Annotated in this window: 18 protein-coding genes; 9 read left to right on the top strand and 9 right to left on the bottom strand. The window is 59.3% G+C overall.

Annotated features, from left to right (window positions below; translation table 11 throughout):
* Nucleotides 1-222: 222 nt before the first annotated feature.
* From ABTV22_RS01560 to ABTV22_RS01550, 3 genes are all read right to left on the bottom strand, one after another.
* Entirely contained in the window at nucleotides 223-1,593 is a 1,371-nt protein-coding gene (locus tag ABTV22_RS01560; protein ID WP_433738242.1) for a DUF3999 domain-containing protein, read from the bottom strand.
* Nucleotides 1,590-4,778 carry a DUF2339 domain-containing protein gene (locus tag ABTV22_RS01555; protein WP_433738241.1) on the bottom strand — a complete coding sequence of 1,063 codons (3,189 nt, stop codon included), beginning with the start codon at nucleotides 4,776-4,778 and terminating at the stop codon, nucleotides 1,590-1,592. The genes ABTV22_RS01560 and ABTV22_RS01555 overlap by 4 nt, the downstream gene beginning before the upstream one ends.
* A gap of 159 nt (nucleotides 4,779-4,937) precedes the next feature.
* On the bottom strand, nucleotides 4,938-7,388 hold the full coding sequence (locus ABTV22_RS01550; protein WP_433738240.1) for a glycogen/starch/alpha-glucan phosphorylase: 2,451 nt from the start codon (nucleotides 7,386-7,388) through the stop codon (nucleotides 4,938-4,940).
* 257 nt (nucleotides 7,389-7,645) lie between these two features.
* Here ABTV22_RS01550 and ABTV22_RS01545 point away from each other — a divergent pair, with 257 nt between their 5' ends.
* Nucleotides 7,646-8,083, top strand: a complete 438-nt coding sequence (locus tag ABTV22_RS01545) for a YkgJ family cysteine cluster protein (RefSeq protein ID WP_433738239.1) — start codon at nucleotides 7,646-7,648, stop codon at nucleotides 8,081-8,083.
* Nucleotides 8,084-8,269: 186 nt separating this feature from the next.
* Here the strand turns inward: ABTV22_RS01545 and typA are convergent, their stop codons facing one another.
* Complete coding sequence (gene typA, locus ABTV22_RS01540; protein ID WP_433738238.1) at nucleotides 8,270-10,090, bottom strand: translational GTPase TypA; 1,821 nt, start codon at nucleotides 10,088-10,090, stop codon at nucleotides 8,270-8,272.
* 139 nt (nucleotides 10,091-10,229) lie between these two features.
* The gene (thiI, locus tag ABTV22_RS01535) at nucleotides 10,230-11,684 is read right to left on the bottom strand and encodes a tRNA uracil 4-sulfurtransferase ThiI (RefSeq protein ID WP_433738237.1); all 1,455 of its coding nucleotides are present in this window, start codon (nucleotides 11,682-11,684) and stop codon (nucleotides 10,230-10,232) included.
* A 329-nt stretch (nucleotides 11,685-12,013) separates the two neighbouring features.
* On the opposite strand from thiI, the gene glnA reads away from it, so the two are divergent.
* The 5 genes from glnA to ntrC all read left to right on the top strand — a co-directional run bounded on the left by glnA (nucleotide 12,014) and on the right by ntrC (nucleotide 17,513).
* Entirely contained in the window at nucleotides 12,014-13,420 is a 1,407-nt protein-coding gene (glnA, locus tag ABTV22_RS01530; RefSeq protein ID WP_433738236.1) for a type I glutamate--ammonia ligase, read from the top strand.
* A gap of 233 nt (nucleotides 13,421-13,653) precedes the next feature.
* Complete coding sequence (locus tag ABTV22_RS01525; protein ID WP_433738235.1) at nucleotides 13,654-14,163, top strand: DUF4124 domain-containing protein; 510 nt, start codon at nucleotides 13,654-13,656, stop codon at nucleotides 14,161-14,163.
* Nucleotides 14,160-14,774, top strand: a complete 615-nt coding sequence (locus ABTV22_RS01520; protein ID WP_433738234.1) for a DUF4124 domain-containing protein — start codon at nucleotides 14,160-14,162, stop codon at nucleotides 14,772-14,774. Before ABTV22_RS01525 ends, ABTV22_RS01520 begins: the two co-directional genes overlap by 4 nt.
* 220 nt (nucleotides 14,775-14,994) lie before the next feature.
* A complete protein-coding gene (glnL, locus tag ABTV22_RS01515; protein WP_433738233.1) occupies nucleotides 14,995-16,080 on the top strand; it encodes a nitrogen regulation protein NR(II) in 1,086 nt (361 codons plus the stop codon).
* Complete coding sequence (gene ntrC / locus ABTV22_RS01510) at nucleotides 16,077-17,513, top strand: nitrogen regulation protein NR(I) (protein ID WP_433738232.1); 1,437 nt, start codon at nucleotides 16,077-16,079, stop codon at nucleotides 17,511-17,513. The genes glnL and ntrC overlap by 4 nt, the downstream gene beginning before the upstream one ends.
* 535 nt (nucleotides 17,514-18,048) lie before the next feature.
* Here the strand turns inward: ntrC and ABTV22_RS01505 are convergent.
* The gene (locus ABTV22_RS01505; protein ID WP_433738231.1) at nucleotides 18,049-18,489 is read right to left on the bottom strand and encodes a hypothetical protein; all 441 of its coding nucleotides are present in this window, start codon (nucleotides 18,487-18,489) and stop codon (nucleotides 18,049-18,051) included.
* Between ABTV22_RS01505 and trmL the strand changes: the two genes are divergently transcribed.
* On the top strand, nucleotides 18,488-18,943 hold the full coding sequence (gene trmL, locus ABTV22_RS01500; protein ID WP_433738230.1) for a tRNA (uridine(34)/cytosine(34)/5-carboxymethylaminomethyluridine(34)-2'-O)-methyltransferase TrmL: 456 nt from the start codon (nucleotides 18,488-18,490) through the stop codon (nucleotides 18,941-18,943). The genes ABTV22_RS01505 and trmL overlap by 2 nt on opposite strands.
* A gap of 171 nt (nucleotides 18,944-19,114) precedes the next feature.
* Here the strand turns inward: trmL and secB are convergent, their stop codons facing one another.
* Genes secB through ABTV22_RS01485 form a run of 3 tightly spaced genes read right to left on the bottom strand, consistent with a single transcriptional unit; the run spans nucleotide 19,115 to nucleotide 20,312 of the window.
* Complete coding sequence (gene secB, locus ABTV22_RS01495) at nucleotides 19,115-19,600, bottom strand: protein-export chaperone SecB (RefSeq protein WP_433738229.1); 486 nt, start codon at nucleotides 19,598-19,600, stop codon at nucleotides 19,115-19,117.
* A gap of 42 nt (nucleotides 19,601-19,642) precedes the next feature.
* Entirely contained in the window at nucleotides 19,643-19,897 is a 255-nt protein-coding gene (gene grxC, locus ABTV22_RS01490; RefSeq protein WP_053153180.1) for a glutaredoxin 3, read from the bottom strand.
* A gap of 1 nt (nucleotide 19,898) precedes the next feature.
* Complete coding sequence (locus ABTV22_RS01485; RefSeq protein ID WP_110965898.1) at nucleotides 19,899-20,312, bottom strand: rhodanese-like domain-containing protein; 414 nt, start codon at nucleotides 20,310-20,312, stop codon at nucleotides 19,899-19,901.
* Between the two features lie 152 nt (nucleotides 20,313-20,464).
* On the opposite strand from ABTV22_RS01485, the gene gpmI reads away from it, so the two are divergent.
* Both gpmI and ABTV22_RS01475 read left to right on the top strand, forming a co-directional pair.
* On the top strand, nucleotides 20,465-21,994 hold the full coding sequence (gene gpmI, locus ABTV22_RS01480) for a 2,3-bisphosphoglycerate-independent phosphoglycerate mutase (protein ID WP_433738228.1): 1,530 nt from the start codon (nucleotides 20,465-20,467) through the stop codon (nucleotides 21,992-21,994).
* Between the two features lie 288 nt (nucleotides 21,995-22,282).
* Nucleotides 22,283-23,578, top strand: a complete 1,296-nt coding sequence (locus ABTV22_RS01475; protein ID WP_433738227.1) for a murein hydrolase activator EnvC family protein — start codon at nucleotides 22,283-22,285, stop codon at nucleotides 23,576-23,578.
* Nucleotides 23,579-23,600: the final 22 nt, after the last annotated feature.

The raw sequence follows: 23,600 nt of genomic DNA, 5'->3' as shown, positions 1-23,600 counted from the left end.
CCTCCTATCAGACGTGATCGGTTGAAGAGAGTTCATGCGCGGGGATTAGCGTAGATGGAAATGGCTTGGATGTGAGCCAGCCAATGGAGACAATTTCGACGGTTCAGGTGGCTGTTCCAACGCTTTCGCGGGCAAGCCCGCTCCCACAGGGAATTTGTGAGCAACACAGATCACTGTAGGAGCGCGGCTTGCCCGCGATAGGGGGCGCAGCCCCCCCTGTTTTCAGGGTTTGACAGGCGGTTTGCGCAGCAGACTGAACGCCATCGCCGCCAGAAACAGCACGCTGAGCAACAACACCGCCCACAGGCCGAATTTTTTCCAGTCCGTGTCGACAGATTCCGGCACGGTTGCAGCGGCCGGCGTTGGCACCGCCCCGACGTCGACCGAAGCCCGGCCCAAGGTCGCCAGTTTCGCCGGGCTGTAATCAGGAATCAGGGTCGACAACGGCAGGCTCGCCGCTTTTGCAGTGGCATTGCCCAGCGCCAACGTATAAGGCCCCGGACCCCGCGCCAGAAACACCAATTGTGTGGCGCGCACGGCATATTTCACGGTAGGCGCCTGCGCACCCAGGCCACCCCCGCGCTCGTCCACGGTCAGTTTCAACTGCTGCACGGGTTGCCCCGACAATTGCAATTCGTTCTGCAGCACGTCCTGGCCATTCTGGGTCAGGCGATACAGCAAGCCACTGCTCAACGGCTGCCACGGCAAGCTGGTTTCCCGACGCCCGGACAAAATCACCGGCGCCAGGCTGTTGGGCTGATCCAGTGTGACCTGCACGCGCTCGACATTCAGCGCTATCGGCAATTGCCAAGTGTACTCACCGGTTTTCACGCTACTGCCGGCCAGTGGTTGCGACCAGACCAACGGTAAAGGCAGGCTGCGGGGGCTGGCACTCTGCAGTTGCGCCGAGGTCAGGATGGGCGCCGCTTGCGACGTGCTCCACAACAATCGCAGATAACGCGCCGACTGCCCCGGCAGGCCGACTTCATGCTGTTCGACCCGCTCGTCGGCAAAGCTCAGCCGCGCCACTTGGCCTTCGCCCCAGGACTGCCAATGCTGCAAATCGTCGCTGGCCTCGATGCTGAAACGCTGGAAACCGTCACGCTCGCTGGTCCAGTCAAGAATTAATTGCTGCAGCGGCGCCTTGATGCCGCTGGCGTCGAGCAACCAGCCACGGAGCACTTCTTCACCTACCTCCAGCTGACTGGAGGGCTGAACTTCGACCAGTGCGCCGCTGGCGCTCGATTGCACCCGCACGCTCGGCGCGCGCTCGGTGTCGTCCGCCGAGTTGTACAGCGGGAACCATTTGACGTCGGTCAGCGTGCGATTGTCGTCGGTTTTCGCGGTTTCCCGCGCCAGGGCATAGGCCTGCACATCACCGACGGCGTTGAACACGCGCACGTCGCCGAGGTCGGTCTGCCGTGCATTCAGCTGGACTGCCAGAGGCAATTCGAGGCGATACCAGGGTCCTTCACCGCTTACCGACAACGGTACCTGCGTGGCGAAGTCCGCCGGTTTTTCCGAAGCGCCAGCCGCCAGCGCCATACCCATCGCAACCGCACCCCACCAGCCCAGGCTCAGTTTCTGACTCAAGAGGACACTCCTTCGGTTTCCGGAGCCGGTTTTTCAGCATCCGGCACAGCCTCAATGCGCTTGGGCGGTAATGGGGCGAAGTAGCCCACTACCAACAACAATACGCCCACGCCAATAAACGAGACGATCCTGGCGAGTCCGCCGCGATTGCTCAATTCGACAAAGAACAGTTTGGCCACGACAACGCCGATCAGCGCAGCGCCAATCAACCAGACTTCGCGACGGCCACGCAGATGGCCGCCGATCATCAGACTCAGGGCCATCAAGGTCCAGATAATGGACAGGCCGGCCTGTACCCGCATCGACTCAAGCAGCAGATCGAGTTCGAAAGGCACACCACTCCACTGGTGCGCGGTGCGCATGACCAATGCCGTGAAGAACACGAATAGCGAGACGCCTGTGATCGCTTGTATCGCGGTGATAGCGGATGCCTTGCGTACCGCCAATTGACTCATAGCGCTGCGGGACCAGACATAAATGCCGAACAACGCAAACATCAGCCCCAATTCCAATGGGTTGATCAGCGGCACGTAAGGCAACGGCTCAGCGCCACCATCACTGAAGGCGTTCGCCAGCCAGAACCAGGCGAGCATCAACAACGCCAGCGGTGCAGCGGCGTACACACGATACTCGCGGGAGTAATCCGACACCGGCCACGGCCAGGTGCGAGGCGCTGCCATCAGCACCAGATACAGGCTCGGCAGAATCGCCCAGCCGAGCCAGCGCCAGGCGTTGTATTGCTCGGACAACAGCATCAAGCCGTAGCGTAGCTCCAAGGCCAGCACGCCGATCAGCAGCCAGCAACCCAATACATGAGCGGTGCTCAAAAACCGCGCTGGCAGCATCGACGCCAGGCGCCGCAGGGAGACGAAATGCACCACGAACAGCGCCGACCAGACCAGCCAGCCGAAGTTCGCGGCGGGGTGAAAACGTGAATGCCAAGCCGCCAGCAGCACCAGCGTGGCAACCGGCGTCAAGACCGTGCAGAGCATCCCCAGCGATGGCCACTTCAGACGCAGTGCCAGAACGGTCCACAGTGCAACGCTCGCGGCGGCGACAACCAGCATCAAGGTCGCTTGTAGCGGCAACGGTGCGAAGCGCAGCACTTCACCGCCCCACGCCATCGCCCACCAAGCCGCGCCCCATACCAGCCACACCTGGGACACACGCTGCTGATTCACTCCATCAGCGTTGCTCAGGTCCAAACGCCAGGCACCGACCAATGCAGCCAACCCCAACATCAAAGGCGCCCAGAACCCACCATGGGTCAAAGGTCGCAGCGCTTCACCCGGCAGCGGCCATTGTGTGAGTAACAACGCGCCAGCCAACAACTGGATAACAAGCGCTGTGAACAGGACAGTGCGTGATTCAATGCGCAGGCCAGCCAATAACGTCACCAGACCGGCCAGGGCCCAACCGATCACCGTGCCATGGACGAAGAAAAACAGCGGTGCCAGCAAATAGAGAAACACCAGGCCCAGGCAGGCCAAAACCGGCCGATCTGCACGCTCCCAAGGTTTAAGGTGCTCAGGTAACGCGTTATGCAACTGATAGAAGCTGAACAACAGGGCAACGCCCAACATCAGTGCACCCAACGGCGTGCCGTCGAGCAAGCTTCCCTCGCCGCTGCGCAACTCGCTGAGAAATGCCAGCGCTGACCCCAGCTGCAACAGCAAGGCAAAGGCCCGGGCAAATGGCCGTTGTTGACGCAAGCCGAGCCAGAAAATCCCCGCGCCTTCCACCGCCCAAGCGGCACTCGTCCAGCGTGCATCCAGCCCCAACGGTATCGCCAGGCTGGTAAAAATCACCCCCAAGGCCAGACAGGTTTCGCCCAGCAGGATTGCACGGCCGCCCATCAGTAAACGTGCCAGCCCCATGTAGATCATGCCCAGTGCCAAGGCGCTGAAGGCCGCGGCAAATTCCAGGTGCTGCACCAGGGCGAACTGCAACCCGAAGCCCACCAATGGCGGACCGAACAACAGCGTGCCGTCGACGTAATCACCTTTGCGTGCCGACCAGCGCAACAGCGCTTCGCGACCCTCCTCCTGCGGCGCGTCACTCAACGCCTGCAACTTGCGATGGGCGTACAGCAGTCCGATGGCCAGATACATCAGGAAGAACAACACCAGAAAGGGCTCGGTGCTCCACAGCAAATCCGGCGAATAGGAGCGCAAGCCCCAAGCGAAACCGATGCCGAAGGTGCCGACAAAACCGATCACGTTGAGCAAGCGCCAGGCCTTGAACCAGGCAATGGCAAGGATGCCAGCGTTGAGCAAGGCGAAGTAGCTGAACAAGGCAACGTGGCTACCGCCGCCGGTAGAGGCCAGGATCGGCGCGGCGAATCCGCCCAGCGCGGCGGCGGCAGCCAACCCCATGGCGTCCTGAGTCACCGCGAGAATCGCCGAGAACACCGTAATAGCGACCAGAAGGCCAAACGCCGCCGAAGGATCGAGCAACGGGTGCAAACGCATCGCTGCAAACACCGTCAGGTACGACACCGCCACCCCGGCCCCTTGCAGCATCAAGGCATAATTGTTGTTGCGCGATCTCAACCACCAACCCAGCCCCAGCAGGCCCAGCGCCGCTGCCGCGACTCCGGCGTAACGCAACTCGATCGGCACCACCATGCCTTCGGTGGCGTAACGCAGCAGGAACGCCAGACCGAGAAACAACAGCACCACGCCGACCCGCAATACGGTGTTGCCGCCCAATAACCATGCGCGGGCAGCGTTGATTGCTCTTTCGATAAAGTTGGGTTCGCGAGGGGTGGCGGGGTCTTGTGCTTCGCGGGTTGTTGGTTGCGGTCTCCAGGGGTCGATCGGCAGCGGACGACTGGTTTCGCTGACCGCAGTCGACGCGGGCTCGAGCTCCGGCGGCAGTTCCCAGATCAGTTCAAGGGGCTCAGCGGCCACCGTGTCAGGGGTCTCACTGATAATAGGTTCACTGGTTTGCGCAGCGGTGGTACCTGATCCTTCCAGAGAGGCCAACCGCTGCTCGACCCCATGCAACGCCACCTGCGCCTGCTCCAGCAGTCGGCGCTGCTCGCTGGCTTGCGATGCCAACCGGCCGATGCGAATGGCCTGGCCGATCGCCAAACCGAGCAGTGCACCCAGCAGCGCAGTGCTGAACGACTCGTCGAGCATCCAGCCCAGAAACAGGCCAATCAGCATGAACATCCATTGCATGGTCGATATCCTTGAGCGCAATCCTGAAAGACTAGCGTAGCCAGTCCCTAAAAGATCGCAGCCTTCGGCAGCTCCTACATTGGAATGCGTTCCCATGTAGGAGCTGCCGAAGGCTGCGATCTTTTCCGGTGTGCCTAGTATATCGATCCGATCAGAGCGTTACCCCAACGCCTTCCAGATATCCGTGGCGTACTCACGAATCGTCCGGTCCGAGGAGAACCAACCCAACCGCGCCGTATTCAGCACCGCCGAACGCCACCATTCCTTGGAATCGTGCCAGTGCGCCTCAACGCGCATTTGTGCATGCCAGTAGGAATCGAAATCGGCGCAGACCAGGAAGCGGTCGTAGTCCACCAGCGAGTCGATCAGCCCGGTGTAGCGTGACGGATCATCCGGCGAAAACACCCCGCCGCGAATCGCCTGCAACACGTCGTTGAGCCGATGGGACGCGGCAATGTCCGGCACCGCACTGAACTCGTGATTCTGCTTGCGCGCTTCCACCTGCTGGGCACTGAGGCCGAAGATGAACATGTGCTCGGCGCCGATGCGCTCGCACATCTCCACGTTGGCACCGTCCAGCGTGCCGATGGTCAGGGCGCCATTGAGGCCGAACTTCATGTTGCTGGTGCCCGAGGCCTCGAAACCGGCGGTGGAAATCTGCTCGGACAGGTCCGCCGCCGGAATGATGCTCTCCGCCAGGCTGACGTTGTAGTTGGGCAGGAACACAACTTTGAGCAGCCCGCGTACTGTCGGGTCGTTGTTCACCACCCGGGCGATGTCATTGGTCAACTTGATGATCAGCTTGGCCTGGTGGTAACTGGCCGCCGCTTTGCCGGCAAAGATTTTCACCCGTGGAACCCAGTCGATTTCCGGTTCGGCACGAATTGCCTGGTACAACGCCACGGTGTGCATCAGGTTGAGCAACTGGCGTTTGTATTCGTGGATCCGCTTGACCTGAACGTCGAACATGGCCGCCGGATTGACCGCCACCCCCAATCGCTCGTGAATGATGTACGCCAGGGCCTTTTTGCTGTGCAGGCGCTGCTCGGCGAAGGATTTTCGGAACGCGGTCTTCTCGGCGAACGGCTCCAGATCGAGCAAGCGCTCCTCTGGCTTGTCCAGCACATCAGGCCCCAGCGCATCGACCAGCATCGAGGTCAACTCCGGGTTGGACTGATACAACCAGCGGCGGAAGGTAATGCCATTGGTTTTGTTGTTGATTCGCTCCGGGTAGAGCTTGTGCAGTTCGGAGAACACCGTTTTGCGCATCAGTTGTGTATGCAGGCCGGACACACCGTTGACACTGTGGGAACCCAGGAACGCCAGGTTGCCCATGCGCACGCGGCGGCCATTGTCCTCTTCGATCAGCGACACCGCGCGCAGCACGTCGAAGTCGTGAATGCCCTTGGCCCGCAGCGAATCGATGTGCTGGGCGTTGATCAGGTAAATGATCTGCATGTGCCGGGGCAACATGCGCTCCATCAAGCCCACCGGCCAGGTTTCCAGCGCTTCAGGCAGCAGCGTGTGGTTGGTATAGGACAGCGTATCGACCGTGATCTGCCACGCCGCATCCCACGCCACGTCATACACGTCGACCAACTGACGCATCAGCTCGGCCACGGCAATCGAGGGGTGGGTGTCGTTGAGTTGGATTGCCGCATGGTCGCCCAGGGTCAGCACCGAGGTGTGCATGTTGCGATGGCGGCGCAGCAAGTCCTGCAAGGAAGCTGCGACGAAGAAATACTCCTGGCGCAGGCGCAGTTCCTGGCCGGCTTCGGTGCTGTCCGCCGGATAGAGCACGCGGGAAATGCTTTCAGCCCGGGCCACTTCGGCAACTGCACCCAGGTGGTCACCGGCGTTGAAGCGCTCCAGGTGCAAGTCTTCCATGGCCCGGGCGCGCCACAGACGCAAGGTGTTCACGCTCGCGCCGCGCCAGCCGACCACTGGCGTGTCATAGGCAATGGCCCGTACGGTTTCAGCCGGGTGCCAGACTTGCTTGGACTTGCCTTCGCTGTCGGTCACGGTGTCGACGCTGCCACCGAAGCCGATCGGGTAAACCACCTCCGGACGTTCGAATTCCCAAGGGTTGCCGAAATCCAGCCAGTGCTCAGTCTGTTCCTGTTGCCAGCCGTCAACGATGGCCTGGCGGAACAAGCCGTGTTCATAACGAATACCGTAGCCATGCCCGGCGATACCCAGGGTCGACATACTTTCCATGAAGCACGCTGCCAGGCGACCGAGGCCGCCGTTGCCCAGCGCCGCATCAGGCTCCAACAGGCGAATACGCTCGATGTCGACGCCAAGCTCGGTCATTGCCTCCCGCGCCACATCCAGCAGGCCCAGGTTGCTCAAGCTGTCGTAGAGCAGCCGGCCGATGAGAAATTCCAGGGAGAGGTAATAAACCCGCTTCTGGCCTTTGCGATAGATCTGCCGTGTGTGGTCCATCCAGTGCTCGACCATGTGATCACGCGCGGCCAGCGCAATGGCTTCGAACCAGTCATGGTCGAAGGCGTGATCCGGGTCTTTGCCCACCGCGTAAGTGAGTTTGGTCAAGACGGCGTCGCGGAATGCGGCCACCTCTGCTTCGCGAACAAGTGGTTCTTGAGTCATCGATAGGACCTCGAGCGAGCTTGGAGTTGTCTGAGCCTAGACGGTCTGACAGGCGGTAGAGGCTCTGGTTCGGCAGTTTTTCCCGTGAATGTGAATTGGCTCGACAGTACATTGCCGTGTACGCGAATCAATGCAGGTGCCGTGCCGGATTAGCGCTTTGCTGGACAGTGTTTAAAAAATCTGGCGAAAGGTTGTTCAAAAATCCACCAGTCCCGGTATGATCGCGCGCCCTGATGCATACGCTTGGTAAACCCTCGATGATGAAGCCCAACCTGATCGCCGCAGCCGAGATCGACCGTCTCGATACCTGGGCCAAATACTCGGCCCCGATGTGCGGCTCGTGCGTCTCCAGCTGCTGCACTCTGCCAGTGGAGGTCAAGATCAAGGACCTGGTCCGTATAGGCGTGGTCGACGAGTTCGAGTTGGGTGATCCGCCGAAGAACATCGCCAAGCGCCTGCAAAAGGAAGGGTTGGTCGAGCGCTTCAACCAGAAATCGGGCATCTTCACCCTCCAGCGCATGAGCAACAACGATTGCTACTACCTGGATCGTAAGAGCCGTCTGTGCACTATTTATGAAAAGCGTCCTGATACTTGCCGCAACCACCCGAAAATCGGACCGCGTCCGGGGTATTGCGCGTACAAGCCCAAAGAAGTGGAGCGTGAGCGCAGCTCGCGCACCATTGAGCGCTTCTGACATTTTTGGCGGCTGATCGGCCGCCTTCGCGGGCAAGCCTCGCTCCTACAGGTCTGCGCGCGGCGTGAACCCGTAGGAGCGAGGCTTGCCCGCGAAGAGGCCGGCACAAACACCGCAAAAATCCCGGACAAACAAAAACGCCCCCGGTCTCTCGACCGGGGGCGTTTTTTTAAGCCTGGCTAAATCTTAAGCCTTGGCTTTCTTGGCAGCGCGGGTACGCTCGCTTTCGTCCAGGATCTTCTTGCGAAGACGGATGGACTTAGGAGTCACTTCGCACAGCTCGTCTTCCTGGATGTATTCCAGAGCCTGTTCCAGGGTGAAGCGAACAGGTGGGACCAGGGCGATGGTTTCGTCTTTACCCGAAGCACGCATGTTGTCGAGCTTCTTGCCCTTGGTAGGGTTCACGCCCAGGTCGTTGTCGCGGCTGTTCTGGCCGACGATCTGACCGTTGTAGATCTCCTGACCGTGTTCAACGAACAGCTTGCCACGTGCCTGCAGGGTTTCCAGGGAGTAAGTCAGTGCCTTGCCGGTTTCAACCGAAACCAGAACGCCGTTCTGACGGCCGGACATGTGGCCCGACTTCACTGGAGCGTAGCGATCAAAGATCGAGGTCAGGATGCCAGCACCGTTGGTCAGGGTCAGGAACTGGTTACGGAAACCGATCAGACCACGAGCAGGGATGTTGTATTCCAGACGAACACGGCCCTTGCCATCCGGCACCATGTTGCTCAGGTCGCCCTTACGCAGGCCCATCTCTTCCATGACCTTGCCCTGGGATTCTTCAGGGATGTCGATGGTGACGTTTTCGAACGGTTCCTGCTTCACGCCGTCGATTTCACGGATGATCACTTCAGGACGGCCCAGGGCCAGCTCGAAACCTTCGCGACGCATGGTTTCGATCAGTACCGAGAGGTGCAGCTCACCACGGCCGGAAACCTTGAACTTGTCAGCCGAGTCGCCTTCTTCAACGCGCAGTGCAACGTTGTACAGCAGCTCTTTGTCCAGACGGTCCTTGATGTTACGGGACGTCACGAACTTGCCTTCCTTACCGCAGAATGGCGAGTCGTTTACCTGGAAGGTCATGGATACGGTCGGCTCGTCAACGGTCAACGGCTTCATCGCTTCAACGACGGTCGGATCGCACAGGGTGTCGGAGATGAACAGCTCGTCGAAACCGCTGATGCAAACGATGTCGCCGGCAGCTGCTTCTTCAACGTCGATGCGGTGCAGACCGTGGTGACCCATCAGCTTCAGGATACGGCCGTTACGCTTCTTGCCGTCGGCGCTGATCGCCACAACCGGGGTGTTAGGCTTGACGCGACCGCGAGCGATACGGCCAACACCGATGACGCCCAGGAAGCTGTTGTAGTCCAGTGCCGAGATTTGCATCTGGAAAGCACCATCACGGTCGACTTTCGGCGCAGGGACGTGGTCGATGACCGCCTGGTACAGCGGGGTCATGTCTTCGGCCATGTCAGTGTGATCCAGACCGGCGATGCCGTTGATGGCCGAAGCGTAAACAACCTGGAAGTCCAGTTGTTCTTCGGTAGCACCCAAGTTGTCGAACAGGTCGAAAATCTGGTCCAGAACCCAGTCAGGACGCGCGCCCGGACGGTCGATCTTGTTGATGACCACGATTGGACGCAGACCAGCTTCGAAGGCCTTCTTGGTCACGAAACGGGTTTGCGGCATAGGGCCGTCTTGAGCGTCAACCAGCAGCAGAACGGAGTCGACCATCGACATTACGCGCTCTACTTCACCGCCGAAGTCGGCGTGGCCCGGGGTGTCCACGATGTTGATGTGGTAGCCGTTCCAGTTGATGGCGGTGTTTTTCGCCAGAATGGTAATACCGCGCTCTTTTTCCTGGTCGTTGGAGTCCATCACGCGCTCGTCGTTGAGCTCGTTGCGCTCCAGAGTGCCGGACTGACGCAGGAGTTTGTCTACCAGGGTGGTTTTACCATGGTCAACGTGGGCAATGATGGCGATGTTACGTAGATTTTCGATCACTTGTGTATCTCGATCAGAGGATTCGGTGTGCTGACAAGTCTTGGCAGCGATTAACAGTAGCGTCCGTGAAAGCCGTTACAGCTTGACGGCGGCATCGGGGGGCCGGTGACGCAAGCCACAGGCAAACAGCCCCGGGCACTTAGCTCGGTCGATAAACGCGCACATTGGCATGCCCCTCACTGAGCAAATGGTGGGCATGCAGGCGACTCATCACGCCTTTGTCGCAATACAACAGGTACTGGCGAGTAGGGTCCAGTTCCTTGAAACGAGCGTTCAGTGCATAAAACGGCATCGTTTGTACCTCGATACCAGCGAGCTCCAACGGGTCGTCTTCAGCGGCATCCGGGTGACGGATGTCGATGACGATCTGACCGGCCAGCGCTTCGCTGACTTCTTCAATCTGCAAATCCTGGCCCAATTCATCGATCACGCGATCGATCGGTACCAGCTTGGCGTTCTCGAGCGCACGCTCAAGGACGGCCATGTCGAATTCTTTCTCTTCGTGCTCTACGCGGTAGCGCTTGGCGGCCGTCTTCGGATTGACCGAAATGACCCCGCAGTATTCCGGCATGTGCCGGGCGAAATCGGCGGTGCCGATTTCATTGGCCGTATCAATGATGTCCTGCTTGTGGCTGGCGATCAGCGGACGCAAGACCAGCTTGTCGGTCACGCAGTCGATCACGGACAGGTTCGGCAGCGTCTGGCTGGACACCTGGGAGATCGCCTCACCAGTCACCAGTGCTTCGATGTGCAGTCGATCGGCAATCTGGGAGGAAGCGCGCAACATCATACGCTTCAATACTACGCCCATATGACTGTTATCGACTTTGCCGAGAATTTCTCCCAGCACTTCCTCGAACGGCACACTGACAAATAACACGCGTTGCGAGCTGCCGTACTTCTTCCAGATGAAATGCGCGACTTCCATCACGCCCAATTCGTGTGCACGCCCACCCAGGTTAAAGAAGCAGAAATGCGCCATCAGGCCACGACGCATGATCTGGTAGGCCGCCACCGTGGAGTCGAAGCCACCGGACATCAGCACCAGCGTCTGCTCCAGCGCGCCCAGCGGATAGCCGCCAATGCCATTGTGCTGGCTGTGGATCACGAACAACCGTTGGTCGCGAACTTCGATGCGGACTTCGATTTCAGGCTTTTTCAGGTCGATACCGGCGGCACCGCACTGACGGCGCAACTGGCTGCCGACATACTTTTCGATATCGATGGAGCTAAATGGGTGCTTGCCGGCGCGTTTGCAACGTACCGAGAAAATCTTCCCGGCCAGTGCATCACCGTAGTGCTGTTTGCACTTCTCGACGATGTCGTCGAAATCGCCCAGCGGGTATTCGTCGATTTGCAGGAAGTGCGCGACGCCTGGCATGCAACTCAGGCGCTCGCCCATCTCTTTCAGGGCCTTGGGGTCGCTGACGCGGGTTTCCAGCTCGAGGTTGTCCCATACGCCGTTCACCACCACAGCCGGGTCCAGGTCACGGAGCACGGCACGGATGTTCTTGGCCAACTGGCGGATGAAACGCATCCGGACCGGGCGGCTCTTGATGGTGATCTCTGGGAAGACTTTTACGATTAATTTCATGGAAACAGCGCGCGCGAGGCCTGCCGAAAAAGGGGGGCGCGGATTATAGCGGAAATTGCTCAAGGTTTAACCAGTTAATGTGCAGAAACCTTTTAGCGCACCAAAACGGGTCACTTTTCAATTTTGACGCTACATTAAGGGGCGGTATTTTCCGCTTTGGAGCGCTTTGCACCTCTATAAGCGTGAATTTGGGGCAAAAAACCCATGCTGGGGCACTGGCATGCAATTTGCTCCCTTGTGAGGCAGGTTGCCTTGGCAGAGTATTCGCGCCGGCATCACAAACATTTAAGGGCATCCACTACCCGCCCTAAGCCACCCCGGAGGACAGTATGTCGAAGTCGGTTCAACTCATTAAAGATCATGACGTCAAGTGGATTGATCTGCGCTTCACGGACACCAAAGGCACCCAGCACCACGTGACCATGCCGGCTCGCGACGGTCTGGATGAAGACTTCTTCGAAGTCGGCAAGATGTTCGACGGCTCCTCCATCGCTGGCTGGAAAGGCATCGAAGCTTCCGACATGATCCTGATGCCGGACGACAGCACCGCCGTTCTGGACCCATTCACCGAAGAGCCGACCCTGATCCTGGTCTGCGACATCGTCGACCCTTCGAGCATGCAAGGCTACGACCGCGACCCACGTGCGATCGCCAAGCGCGCTGAAGAACACCTGAAGGCCTCCGGCCTTGGCGACACCGTATTCTGCGGCCCGGAGCCAGAGTTCTTCATCTTCGACCAAGTGAAGTTCAAGTCCGACATCTCCGGTTCCATGTTCAAGATCTACTCCGAACAAGGTTCGTGGATGTCTGACCAGGACGTGGAAGGCGGCAACAAAGGCCACCGTCCAGGCGTCAAAGGCGGCTACTTCCCAGTTCCACCGTTCGACCACGACCACGAAATCCGTACCTCCATGTGCAACGCACTGGAAGAAATGGGCCTGACCGTCGAAGTTCACCACCACGAAGTGGCAACTGCCGGCCAGAACGAAATCGGCGTCAAGTTCAACACCCTGGTGAAGAAAGCCGACGAAACCCAAACCCTGAAGTACGTTGTACACAACGTTGCCGACGCCTACGGCCGTACCGCTACCTTCATGCCTAAGCCTCTGTACGGCGACAACGGCTCGGGTATGCACGTACACATGTCCATCTGGAAAGATGGCAAGAACACCTTCGCAGGCGAAGGCTATGCCGGCCTGTCCGATACCGCTCTGTACTTCATCGGCGGCATCATCAAGCACGGTAAGGCTCTGAACGGCTTCACCAACCCGGCGACCAACTCCTACAAGCGTCTGGTTCCAGGCTTCGAAGCGCCAGTCATGCTGGCCTACTCGGCTCGCAACCGTTCCGCTTCGATCCGCATTCCTTACGTGTCGAGCCCGAAAGCCCGCCGTATCGAAGCGCGCTTCCCGGATCCAGCTGCCAACCCATACCTGTGCTTCGCTGCACTGATGATGGCCGGCCTGGACGGTATCCAGAACAAGATCCACCCTGGCGACGCCGCTGACAAAAACCTGTACGACCTGCCGCCTGAAGAGGCCAAAGAGATCCCACAAGTTTGCGGCAGCCTGAAAGAAGCCCTGGAAGAGCTGGACAAAGGTCGTGCGTTCCTGACCAAAGGCGGCGTGTTCTCCGACGACTTCATCGACGCTTACATCGCCCTGAAAAGCGAAGAAGAAATCAAGGTGCGTACTTTCGTACACCCACTGGAATACGAGTTGTACTACAGCTGCTAATCCGGTAGCGCCTGCGCAAGCGGCGTGAACAAGAGGCCTCCTTCGGGAGGCCTTTTTTATGCCCAAAAAAGCAAAAGATCGCAGCCTGCGGCAGCTCCTATATGTGAGCGCTTTCCAATGTAGGAGCTGCCGCAGGCTGCGATCTTTTGCTCTTATCCAGAAACAAACAGGCTGGGCCGACCACCCTCCCTGACCTATGCTGCACCCCAACGCTTTCTCTTCCGGTCGATTTTATGGGTCGCTGTTTTCTGTACATGTTGCTGCTGATCGCCCTGCCCGCCGCAGCGCAGATCTACAAATACACCGACGCCGATGGCAATACCGCTTACAGCAATCAACCGCCCGATGGCGTGAAGGCTCAGCCGCTCGCACTGCCGCCGCTCAATAGCGTTGAAACGCAGTCACCCGGCAAACCTGCGCCAGACGCCAAAACCACAGAACCACTGCACGCCGCCTACGAGATACTGGAACTCACCGGCCTGCCCACCACCGAAGCCCTGCGCGCCAACAACGGTACGTTTACTGTCAATGTGCTGATCAAGCCGCGCCTGCAAGGTCTGCATCTATTCAGACTGCTGCTGGACGAACAGCCTTATGGCCAGCCAGGCAACATACCGACCTTGCAACTGGTGAACATAGACCGTGGTCAGCACAGCCTCGCCGTGCAAGTGATCGACGGCGAAACCGTAGTCCAGCAAAGCCCCACCGTGACCTTTACAGTGCAGCGAGTGCACAAGCCTTGAGGGTTTGGCTGTTGATCGCCTGCCTGTTCGCCTTGCCTGCGTCAGCGGATGTCTTCACGTACATCGATGCCCAAGGCAATCGAGTGTTTACCGACCAGCCAAAATCCGGCGGCGCCAAAGCTGTACCGCTGGCGCCGAGCAATCGGATGTCCACTACGCAGACCACTCCCATCAGCACGGCAAAGAAACCCGAGAAAAAGCCGCAACTCCGTTACGACTTGTTGCGCATATTGAGCCCGGAACCCGATGCCACCGTACGCAGCACCGCCGGCGAAATCATCGTCAGTGTCACCAGCGAGCCAGGACTGCAATCGGGTCATCGCTATCGACTATTGCTCGATGACCGCCCCGTCGGCGAGCCCGGTCCAAGCCCGGTTTTCGCGCTAAGCAATATCGACCGTGGCACTCATCAGCTGTCCATGGAGATCCTCGACGAGCAAGGCCAAACCGTCGAACGCACCGCTAATCAGCCCTTCCACATGCAACGCATGTCTTTGGCACAGAAACGCAAGGTCAAACCCTGCACCCTTGATGACTTCGGCCAACGACCGGAATGCCCGCTCACCGACAAACCCGCCGAAGAAAAAAGCAGCATCTTGCCGTTCCTCTAACGCCGTTCAGCATTGCGCACTATATTGGTGCGATAGGTTGCACCTTGCTCGAAATGCAACCCATTTTGGTTCGAAAGTACCCGCGAAAGCTGGCAGAGCGCCACGCAATCGAGCGTCAAACGCCTGTTTCAGGCGTTGAACGCTTCTTTTCGGAGCCTTGGTTTGGTTTTTGCAGTTTCCTCGCATCAGCTCTTTATTCATGCGCCAAAAGAGGTCCTGAATGACCATCAGCGACGCACTGCATCGTTTGCTACTCGACAACCTGACCACCGCCACCATCCTGCTCGATGCCGAACTGCGCCTTGAGTACATGAACCCGGCGGCGGAAATGCTCTTGGCCATCAGCGGCCAGCGCAGCCATGGTCAATTCATCAGCGAGCTGTTCACCGAATCTACCGAGGCGCTGAACTCCCTGCGCCAGGCTGTCCAGCAGGCCCACCCGTTCACCAAGCGCGAAGCCATGCTCACCGCCCTCACCGGCCAGACCCTGACAGTCGATTACGCGGTCACGCCGATCCTCAGCAGTGGCGAAACGATGTTGTTGCTCGAAGTCCATCCGCGCGACCGCCTGCTACGGATCACTAAGGAAGAAGCGCAGCTGTCGAAGCAGGAAACCAGCAAAATGCTGGTGCGCGGCCTGGCCCATGAGATCAAGAATCCGCTGGGCGGCATTCGTGGCGCGGCGCAATTGTTGGCCCGTGAGCTGCCGGAAGAAAGCCTGCGCGACTACACCAACGTCATCATCGAAGAAGCCGATCGCCTGCGTAATCTGGTGGATCGCATGCTCGGCTCCAACAAGCTGCCATCGCTGGCCATGTGCAACATCCATGAAGTGCTGGAGCGCGTCTGCCAACTGGTCGAGGCCGAAAGTCAGGGCTGCATCACCTTGGTGCGCGATTATGATCCGAGCATTCCTGACGTTTTGATCGATCGTGAACAGATGATCCAGGCCGTGCTGAACATCGTGCGCAACGCCATGCAAGCCATCAGCAGTCAGAACGAATTGCGCCTGGGCCGCATCAGCTTGCGCACCCGCGCCATGCGCCAGTTCACCATCGGCCACGTGCGCCATCGCCTGGTGACCAAAATCGAAATCATCGACAACGGACCGGGCATTCCTGCGGAACTCCAGGAAACCATCTTCTTTCCCATGGTCAGCGGCCGTCCGGACGGTACCGGGCTGGGCCTGGCCATTACCCAGAACATCATCAGCCAGCACCAGGGCCTGATCGAGTGTGACAGTCACCCCGGCCACACCACTTTCTCGATCTTTCTGCCACTGGAACAAGGAGCCACATCGACATGAGCCGTAGTGAAACCGTGTGGATCGTCGATGACGACCGTTCTATCCGTTGGGTCTTGGAAAAGGCCTTGCAACAGGAAGGCATGACCACGCAGAGCTTCGACAGTGCCGATGGCGTGATGAGTCGCCTGGCGCGTCAGCAGCCGGATGTGATCATCTCCGACATCCGCATGCCTGGCGCCAGCGGCCTGGACCTTCTGGCGCGGATTCGCGAACAGCACCCACGGCTGCCAGTGATCATCATGACGGCGCATTCCGATCTGGACAGCGCTGTCGCGTCCTACCAGGGCGGCGCGTTCGAATACCTGCCCAAGCCGTTCGACGTCGACGAAGCGGTGTCGCTGGTCAAGCGCGCCAATCAACACGCCCAGGAACAGCAAGGCCTGGAAGTCGCCCCAACCCTGACCCGCACCCCGGAAATCATTGGCGAAGCGCCAGCGATGCAGGAAGTGTTTCGCGCCATCGGTCGCTTGAGCCATTCCAACATCACCGTACTGATCAATGGCGAATCAGGGACCGGTAAAGAGCTGGTGGCCCATGCCCTGCACCGCCATAGCCCGCGTGCGGCTTCGCCGTTCATCGCGCTGAACATGGCGGCGATTCCGAAAGACTTGATGGAGTCCGAGCTGTTCGGCCATGAAAAAGGGGCCTTCACTGGCGCTGCCAACCTGCGTCGCGGGCGTTTTGAGCAGGCGGACGGCGGTACGTTGTTCCTCGACGAGATCGGCGACATGCCGGCCGACACCCAAACCCGTCTGCTGCGGGTTCTGGCCGATGGCGAGTTTTACCGGGTTGGCGGCCATGTGCCGGTGAAAGTCGATGTGCGGATCATCGCCGCGACCCACCAGAATCTGGAAACTCTGGTGCACGCCGGGAAATTCCGTGAGGACTTGTTCCATCGCCTCAACGTAATTCGCATTCATATTCCGCGGCTTTCGGACCGTCGCGAGGACATTCCGACGCTGGCCAAGCACTTCCTCAGCCGTGCCGCGCAGGAGCTGGCCGTAGAGCCGAAACTGCTGAAAAGCGAAACCGAGGAATACCTGAAAAACCTGCCTTGGCCGGGTAACGTGCGTCAGCTGGAGAATACTTGCCGCTGGATCACGGTGATGGCTTCGGGCCGTGAAGTGCACATCGGCGACCTGCCGCCAGAACTGCTGAGCCTGCCACAGGATTCGGCGCCAGTGACCAACTGGGAACAAGCCCTGCGTCAGTGGGCCGACCAGGCGTTGGCTCGCGGTCAGTCGAGTCTGCTGGACAGCGCCGTGCCGGCCTTCGAGCGGATCATGATCGAAACCGCGCTCAAGCACACAGCCGGCCGCCGTCGGGATGCCGCGGTGTTGCTGGGCTGGGGGCGCAATACACTGACTCGCAAGATCAAGGAACTGGGGATGAAGGTCGATGGTGGGGATGAGGATGAGGGGGATGAGGGTTAAGCCCATCCTTTAGATTCAGGTGCTAGCGAAAAGATCGCAGCCTTCGGCAGCTCCTACGGGTGTATGCAAAACCCTGTAGGAGCTGCCGCAGGCTGCGATCTTTTTTGCTTTCACCATACAACCCTGTGCACCGCCGCAATGCACCGTGAACCGCAATCGCGCACGGCACCTGATCCGAAATCCCGTCTGAGTTCGCAATCGAACCCCTATCGAAAAAACACGAAAGCCCCGGTTTACGGGGACTTCAGCGTCTCTACGCAGCTTTCTGTTTCAAGCTATTAAAACCTGGCACGCCCCCTGCAATAGTCTCATCAGTGATTCAGTTCACTCGCCAGTTTCGGGGACCTTGGTACAGGCAGGCCGGGGATTCCCCTCTTTACACCGGGCTCACAACGCACAAGCGACGAGCCCTGCCGTTTTGGGGTCCTTGGTACAGGCAGGCCGGGGATTCCCTCTTTACACCGGGCTCATGACGCCATGCGCGGGCCCTGCCGTTTTGGGAACCTTGGTACAGGCAGGCCGGGGATTCCCTCTTTTATTGCTCTCGGAGATGGATCTCCAGCCGCCAGCGGTCATCGACCTCGCTACCAGCCCAGTCGCCCTGCAGAGGGCGGGCCGCCACTGCCGTCAACAACAGACCTCCATCACTCAAACGCACCTTCCAGTTCACGCTCTTGTCGTTGAGCTTGAGTTGGCCCTGCTGCGCTTTACCTTGCGCCTCCAACAGCAGGGCAACGCTGCCATCGACGATCTCGCCATGGATCTTGGGTTCGTTGTTGAACCACACCACCAGCCCGTCATCCGTCACCTCGACCTGCTGCAATTCGCTGGGGTCCGGGGTGGTCAGGCGACCGATCATCAGCCCCACCATCAACCCGACAATCGCCAGTGAAGCCATTACCCGTGGGAATTGTTTCGAACGAGGGTCGGCTTGCGGCGTAGAATGCCGCTCATCTTTACCTTCGGAGCCGTGCATGTTTCACGTCATCCTTTTTCAACCGGAAATTCCGCCGAATACCGGCAACGTAATCAGGCTGTGCGCCAACAGTGGCTGCCACCTGCATTTGATCGAACCGCTGGGCTTCGAGATGGACGACAAACGCCTGCGCCGGGCCGGACTCGATTACCACGAGTATGCCACTCTGCAACGCCACGCGGACCTGGCCAGTTGCCTGGAAAGCCTGGGTCACCCACGGGTGTTCGCCTTCACCACCAAAGGCTCGCGGCCGTTCCACGACGTCAGTTTCACCCCTGGCGATGCATTCCTGTTCGGCCCGGAAAGCCGTGGACTGCCCGCCGAGGTACTGGACGCCCTGCCCGGCGAACAACGCCTGCGTCTGCCGATGCGTGAAGGCTGCCGCAGCCTGAACCTGTCCAATACCGTGGCGGTGGCCGTTTACGAAGCCTGGCGACAGAACGACTTCAAGTAGCTGCACAATTCCATGTAGGAGCTGCCGAAGGCTGCGATCTTTTGATCTTGATTTTTACAAGCAAGATCAAAAGATCGCAGCCTTCGGCAGCTCCTACACGAAGGTTTCGTTCGCCCCATGAAAAAAGCGCCTTTGAAGGCGCTTTTTTCATGGGGCAAACGAAGCTTTCTTTTACTGAACGGTCGGCGTCTCGCCAGCCGACTGCATGCGCTGCAGCTCTTGCGCGTACAGGGCGTCGAAGTTCACCGGGGCCAGCATCAGGGCCGGGAACGAACCACGGGTCACCAGGCTGTCCAGCGCTTCACGAGCGTACGGGAACAGGATGTTCGGGCAGAACGCGCCCAGGGTGTGGCTCATCGAAGCCGCGTCCAGGTTCTTGATCAGGAAGATACCGGCCTGTTGCACTTCGGCGATGAACGCCACTTCTTCGCCATTCTTCACAGTCACCGACAGGGTCAGCACGACTTCGTGGAAATCGCTTTCCAGTGCCTTCTGACGGGTGTTCAGATCCAGACCGACGCTCGGCTCCCACTGCTGGCGGAAGATCGCCGGGCTTTTCGGGGCTTCGAAGGACAGGTCACGTACGTAGATGCGCTGCAAGGAGAATTGCGGTGCGGATTCTTCTTCGCCAGCTGCAGTGTTCTGTTGGTCAGTCATCTCAGATCCTTGTGATCTTGGGTCTTTTATAAGGTACGGAATTCAGGCCTTGAGCAATGCGTCGAGCTTGCCGGCACGCTCCAATGCAAACAAATCATCACAACCACCTACATGGGTGCTGCCGATCCAGATCTGCGGCACCGATGTACGTCCTGCTTTCTGAGCCATCGCGGCACGAACCTGAGGCTTGCCATCGACCTTGATCTCTTCGAAGGCCACGCCTTTGTTCTCGAGCAAGTACTTGGCTCGCGAGCAATAAGGGCAGTAATCGCTGGAATAGACGACGACGTTGTTCATATCACTTCACCAGCGGCAGATTGTCGGCTTTCCAGCTGGAAACACCACCGGACAGCTTGGCCGCGGTAAAACCGGCTTTCATCAGCTCACGGGCGTGGGTACCGGCCGTCTGGCCCAGGGCATCGACCAGGATGATGGTCTTGGCCTTGTGTTTTTCCAGCTCGCCGATGCGGGCAGCCAGTTTGTCCTGGGGAATGTTGACGGCACCGACGATGTGACCGGCAGCGTAATCCTTGCTCGGGCGGATATCCACTACCACGCCGGCGTCCTTGTTGACCAGAGCGGTCAGTTCGCCAGTGCTCAGGCTGCGGCCGCCGCCTTGCATCTGATAGGCAATCAGCAAAGCCAGCAGTACGACGAAGATACCGACGAGAATGTAGTGGTTAGTGGCAAATTCAATCAGGTGAGCAACCATCGAAGGAGGTTCCAGGGCGTTAAAATGTCGGCCAGTATACACAGCCACTATGGTGGGCCAAACCCCGTCCGGCGGTGACGGCGCAGGAACTTCGCTTTAAACTGCCACTCCCTTTTCCATCGCCTCTTTTAACTTAAGCCAGAGTGGATTCCATGACTACCACGCCTAAACCTTTGGTCCTGATGATTCTCGACGGCTTCGGTCATAGTGAAAGCCAGGAAGCCAACGCCATCTATGCGGCCAAAAAGCCTGTGCTCGATCGCCTGTGGGCTACCGTACCGAACGGCCTGATCTCGGGCAGCGGCATGGACGTCGGCCTGCCGGACGGTCAGATGGGCAACTCCGAAGTCGGCCACATGAACCTCGGTGCCGGCCGCGTGGTGTATCAAGACTTCACTCGCGTGACCAAATCGATCCGCGACGGCGAGTTCTTCGAGAACCCGGCCATCTGCGCTGCGGTGGATAAAGCCGTTGCAGCCGGTAAAGCGGTGCACTTCATGGGCCTGCTGTCCGATGGCGGCGTGCACAGCCACCAGGACCACCTGGTCGCCATGGCCGAACTGGCCGCCAAGCGCGGTGCACAGAACATCTATCTGCACGCCTTCCTCGACGGCCGCGATACACCGCCGAAAAGCGCGCAATCTTCGATCGAACTGCTCGACGCCGCCTTCCAGGCCCTGGGCAAGGGTCGCATCGCCAGCCTGATCGGCCGTTACTTCGCGATGGACCGTGACAACCGTTGGGACCGCGTCGCCCAAGCCTACAACCTGATTGTCGACGGCCAGGGCGAATTCAATGCCGCCACGGCCCAGGAAGGCCTGCAGGCCGCCTACGAGCGCGGCGAAAGCGACGAATTCGTCAAAGCCACGTCCATCGGCGAGCCGGTGAAAGTCGAAGACGGCGATGCCGTGGTGTTCATGAACTTCCGCGCCGACCGTGCCCGCGAACTGTCCCGCGTGTTCGTTGAAGATGATTTCAAGGAATTCGAACGCAGCCGCCAGCCAAAATTGGCCGGGTTTGTGATGCTGACTCAATACGCCGCCAGCATCCCGGCTCCCGCGGCTTTCGCCCCCGGCAGCCTGGAAAACGTGCTGGGCGACTACCTGGCGAAAAACGGCAAGACCCAGCTGCGCATCGCTGAAACCGAGAAGTACGCCCATGTGACCTTCTTCTTCTCTGGCGGCCGCGAAGAGCCGTTCCCGGGCGAAGAACGCATCCTGATCCCGTCGCCAAAAGTCGCCACCTACGACTTGCAGCCGGAAATGAGCGCCCCGGAAGTCACCGACCGCATCGTCGATGCCATCGAAAACCAGCGTTACGATGTAATCGTCGTCAACTACGCCAACGGCGACATGGTGGGTCACAGCGGCGTGTTCGAAGCAGCGGTGAAAGCCGTCGAATGCCTGGACCAGTGCGTCGGCCGCATCGTCGATGCCTTGGAAAAAGTTGGCGGCGAAGCGCTGATCACCGCCGACCACGGCAACGTCGAGCAAATGTCCGACGAAACCACTGGCCAGGCGCACACCGCGCACACCACCGAGCCGGTACCGTTCATTTATGTCGGCAAGCGCGACCTCAAGGTGCGTGAAGGCGGCGTACTGGCGGACGTGGCGCCAACAATGCTGAAGCTGCTGGGCCTGGAAAAACCGGCGGAAATGACTGGGACTTCGATTCTCGTCTAAACCGGCTCGCCCAAACACTGCAAAACCCTGTGGGAGCTGGCTTTGTGGCGAGGGGATTTATCCCCGTTGGACTGCGCAGCAGTCCCCTTCTTCGGGGGGCCGCTTCGCGGCCCAGCGGGGATAAATCCCCTCGCCACAAAGCCTGCTCCCACAATGGTTTATGGGGTTTTCAAAATGATATTGACCCTATCGATTGTTCCAGTTATCACACAGCCCCAATTGGGCGTTTTTTTTGCAGCGTGGGGCGGGCATACTAGGCCGTCCCTTTCCCTGGTGCCGCCCGCCTCTATGCTTCGCGTCCTGATAGCCCTTGCTCTGACTTGCTTGCTCCAGCCGGCCTTCGCTGACGAGCGCGCGCAAACCCAACAACAGTTGGACGCCACGCGTCAGGACATTGCCGAGCTGAAAAAACTGCTGGGCAAGCTGCAGGAAGAGAAGTCCGGCGTGCAGAAAGACCTCAAGGGCACCGAGACCGAAATGGGCAAGCTCGAGAAGCAGGTCGAAGCCCTACAGAAAGAGCTGAAGAAAAGCGAATCCGAGTTGCAACGTCTCGATGCGGAGAAAAAAAAACTCCAGAGCGCGCGCACTGAACAGCAAAGACTGATCGCGATCCAGGCCCGAGCGGCCTACCAGAACGGTCGTCAGGAATACCTCAAGCTGCTGCTCAACCAGCAGAACCCCGAGAAATTCGCCCGTACCCTCACCTACTACGACTACCTGAGCCAGGCCCGCCTGGAGCAGCTGAAGAACTTCAACGAGACCCTGCGCCAGCTGGCCAATGTCGAACAGGACATCGCCAAGCAACAGGCCCAGTTGCTCGTACAGAAAAGCAGCCTCGACAGCCAGCGCGACGAGCTCGACAAAGTCCGCCAGGAGCGCCAGCAAGTTTTGGCCAAGCTCAATGACGACGTGAAGGCTCGCGACCAGAAACTGGCAGCCCGCGAGCAGGATCAGGCAGACCTGTCTAAAGTCCTTAAAACCATTGAAGAAACCCTGGCCCGCCAGGCCCGTGAGGCAGAAGAAGCGCGGCAAAAAGCGCTGATTGCCCAGCAGGAAGCCGAAAAAAAGCGTTTACGTGAGGCTCAGGCGCAGGCAGATGCCAGCGATGAAGCCCCGCGAAAACCGGTCAAATCGACACCTGGCGCGCTGGTTTCCGCCTCCGGCGAAACTTTTGGCGGCCCGTTCGCGTCTACCCGCGGCAAACTTCCATGGCCCGTGGACGGTCGACTGTTGGCACGCTTTGGTGAAAGCCGCGGCGACGACGCCCGGACCAAGTGGGACGGTGTGATGATTGGCGCATCGGCAGGCAGTGCGGTCCATGCGGTCCATGGCGGCCGGGTAGTCTTCGCCGATTGGCTGCGTGGCGCCGGGCTGCTGGTCATCCTCGACCACGGCAACGGCTTTTTGAGTCTTTACGGTCACAACCAGACGCTGCTCAAGTCTGCGGGTGACGTGGTGAAAGCCGGCGAGTCCATCTCCACTGTCGGTAACAGTGGCGGGCAGGACACGCCAGCGCTGTATTTTGCGATTCGTCAGCAGGGTCACCCGAGTGACCCGGCGCAATGGTGCCGCACGCAAGGATAAGCGTGCCACCTAATTCAGGAGT

Source organism: Pseudomonas putida, assembly GCF_050990305.1.
Taxonomy (GTDB): domain Bacteria; phylum Pseudomonadota; class Gammaproteobacteria; order Pseudomonadales; family Pseudomonadaceae; genus Aquipseudomonas; species Aquipseudomonas putida_AH.
The sequence above is the reverse complement of the archived record's forward strand: the minus strand, read 5'-3'. Positions and strand labels throughout refer to the sequence as shown.

What these genes read in the sequence shown, in the direction of transcription:
- secB (WP_433738229.1), bottom strand. Translation starts at nt 19,600, where the DNA reads ATGACTGACCAACAGAACACTGCAGCTGGCGAAGAAGAATCCGCACCG.
- ABTV22_RS01505 (WP_433738231.1), bottom strand. Translation starts at nt 18,489, where the DNA reads ATGCACGGCTCCGAAGGTAAAGATGAGCGGCATTCTACGCCGCAAGCC.
- thiI (WP_433738237.1), bottom strand. Translation starts at nt 11,684, where the DNA reads ATGAAATTAATCGTAAAAGTCTTCCCAGAGATCACCATCAAGAGCCGC.
- glnA (WP_433738236.1), top strand. Translation starts at nt 12,014, where the DNA reads ATGTCGAAGTCGGTTCAACTCATTAAAGATCATGACGTCAAGTGGATT.
- ABTV22_RS01555 (WP_433738241.1), bottom strand. Translation starts at nt 4,778, where the DNA reads ATGCAATGGATGTTCATGCTGATTGGCCTGTTTCTGGGCTGGATGCTC.
- ABTV22_RS01545 (WP_433738239.1), top strand. Translation starts at nt 7,646, where the DNA reads ATGATGAAGCCCAACCTGATCGCCGCAGCCGAGATCGACCGTCTCGAT.
- ABTV22_RS01550 (WP_433738240.1), bottom strand. Translation starts at nt 7,388, where the DNA reads ATGACTCAAGAACCACTTGTTCGCGAAGCAGAGGTGGCCGCATTCCGC.
- ABTV22_RS01525 (WP_433738235.1), top strand. Translation starts at nt 13,654, where the DNA reads ATGGGTCGCTGTTTTCTGTACATGTTGCTGCTGATCGCCCTGCCCGCC.
- ABTV22_RS01485 (WP_110965898.1), bottom strand. Translation starts at nt 20,312, where the DNA reads ATGGTTGCTCACCTGATTGAATTTGCCACTAACCACTACATTCTCGTC.
- ABTV22_RS01475 (WP_433738227.1), top strand. Translation starts at nt 22,283, where the DNA reads ATGCTTCGCGTCCTGATAGCCCTTGCTCTGACTTGCTTGCTCCAGCCG.
- grxC (WP_053153180.1), bottom strand. Translation starts at nt 19,897, where the DNA reads ATGAACAACGTCGTCGTCTATTCCAGCGATTACTGCCCTTATTGCTCG.
- gpmI (WP_433738228.1), top strand. Translation starts at nt 20,465, where the DNA reads ATGACTACCACGCCTAAACCTTTGGTCCTGATGATTCTCGACGGCTTC.
- ntrC (WP_433738232.1), top strand. Translation starts at nt 16,077, where the DNA reads ATGAGCCGTAGTGAAACCGTGTGGATCGTCGATGACGACCGTTCTATC.
- glnL (WP_433738233.1), top strand. Translation starts at nt 14,995, where the DNA reads ATGACCATCAGCGACGCACTGCATCGTTTGCTACTCGACAACCTGACC.
- trmL (WP_433738230.1), top strand. Translation starts at nt 18,488, where the DNA reads ATGTTTCACGTCATCCTTTTTCAACCGGAAATTCCGCCGAATACCGGC.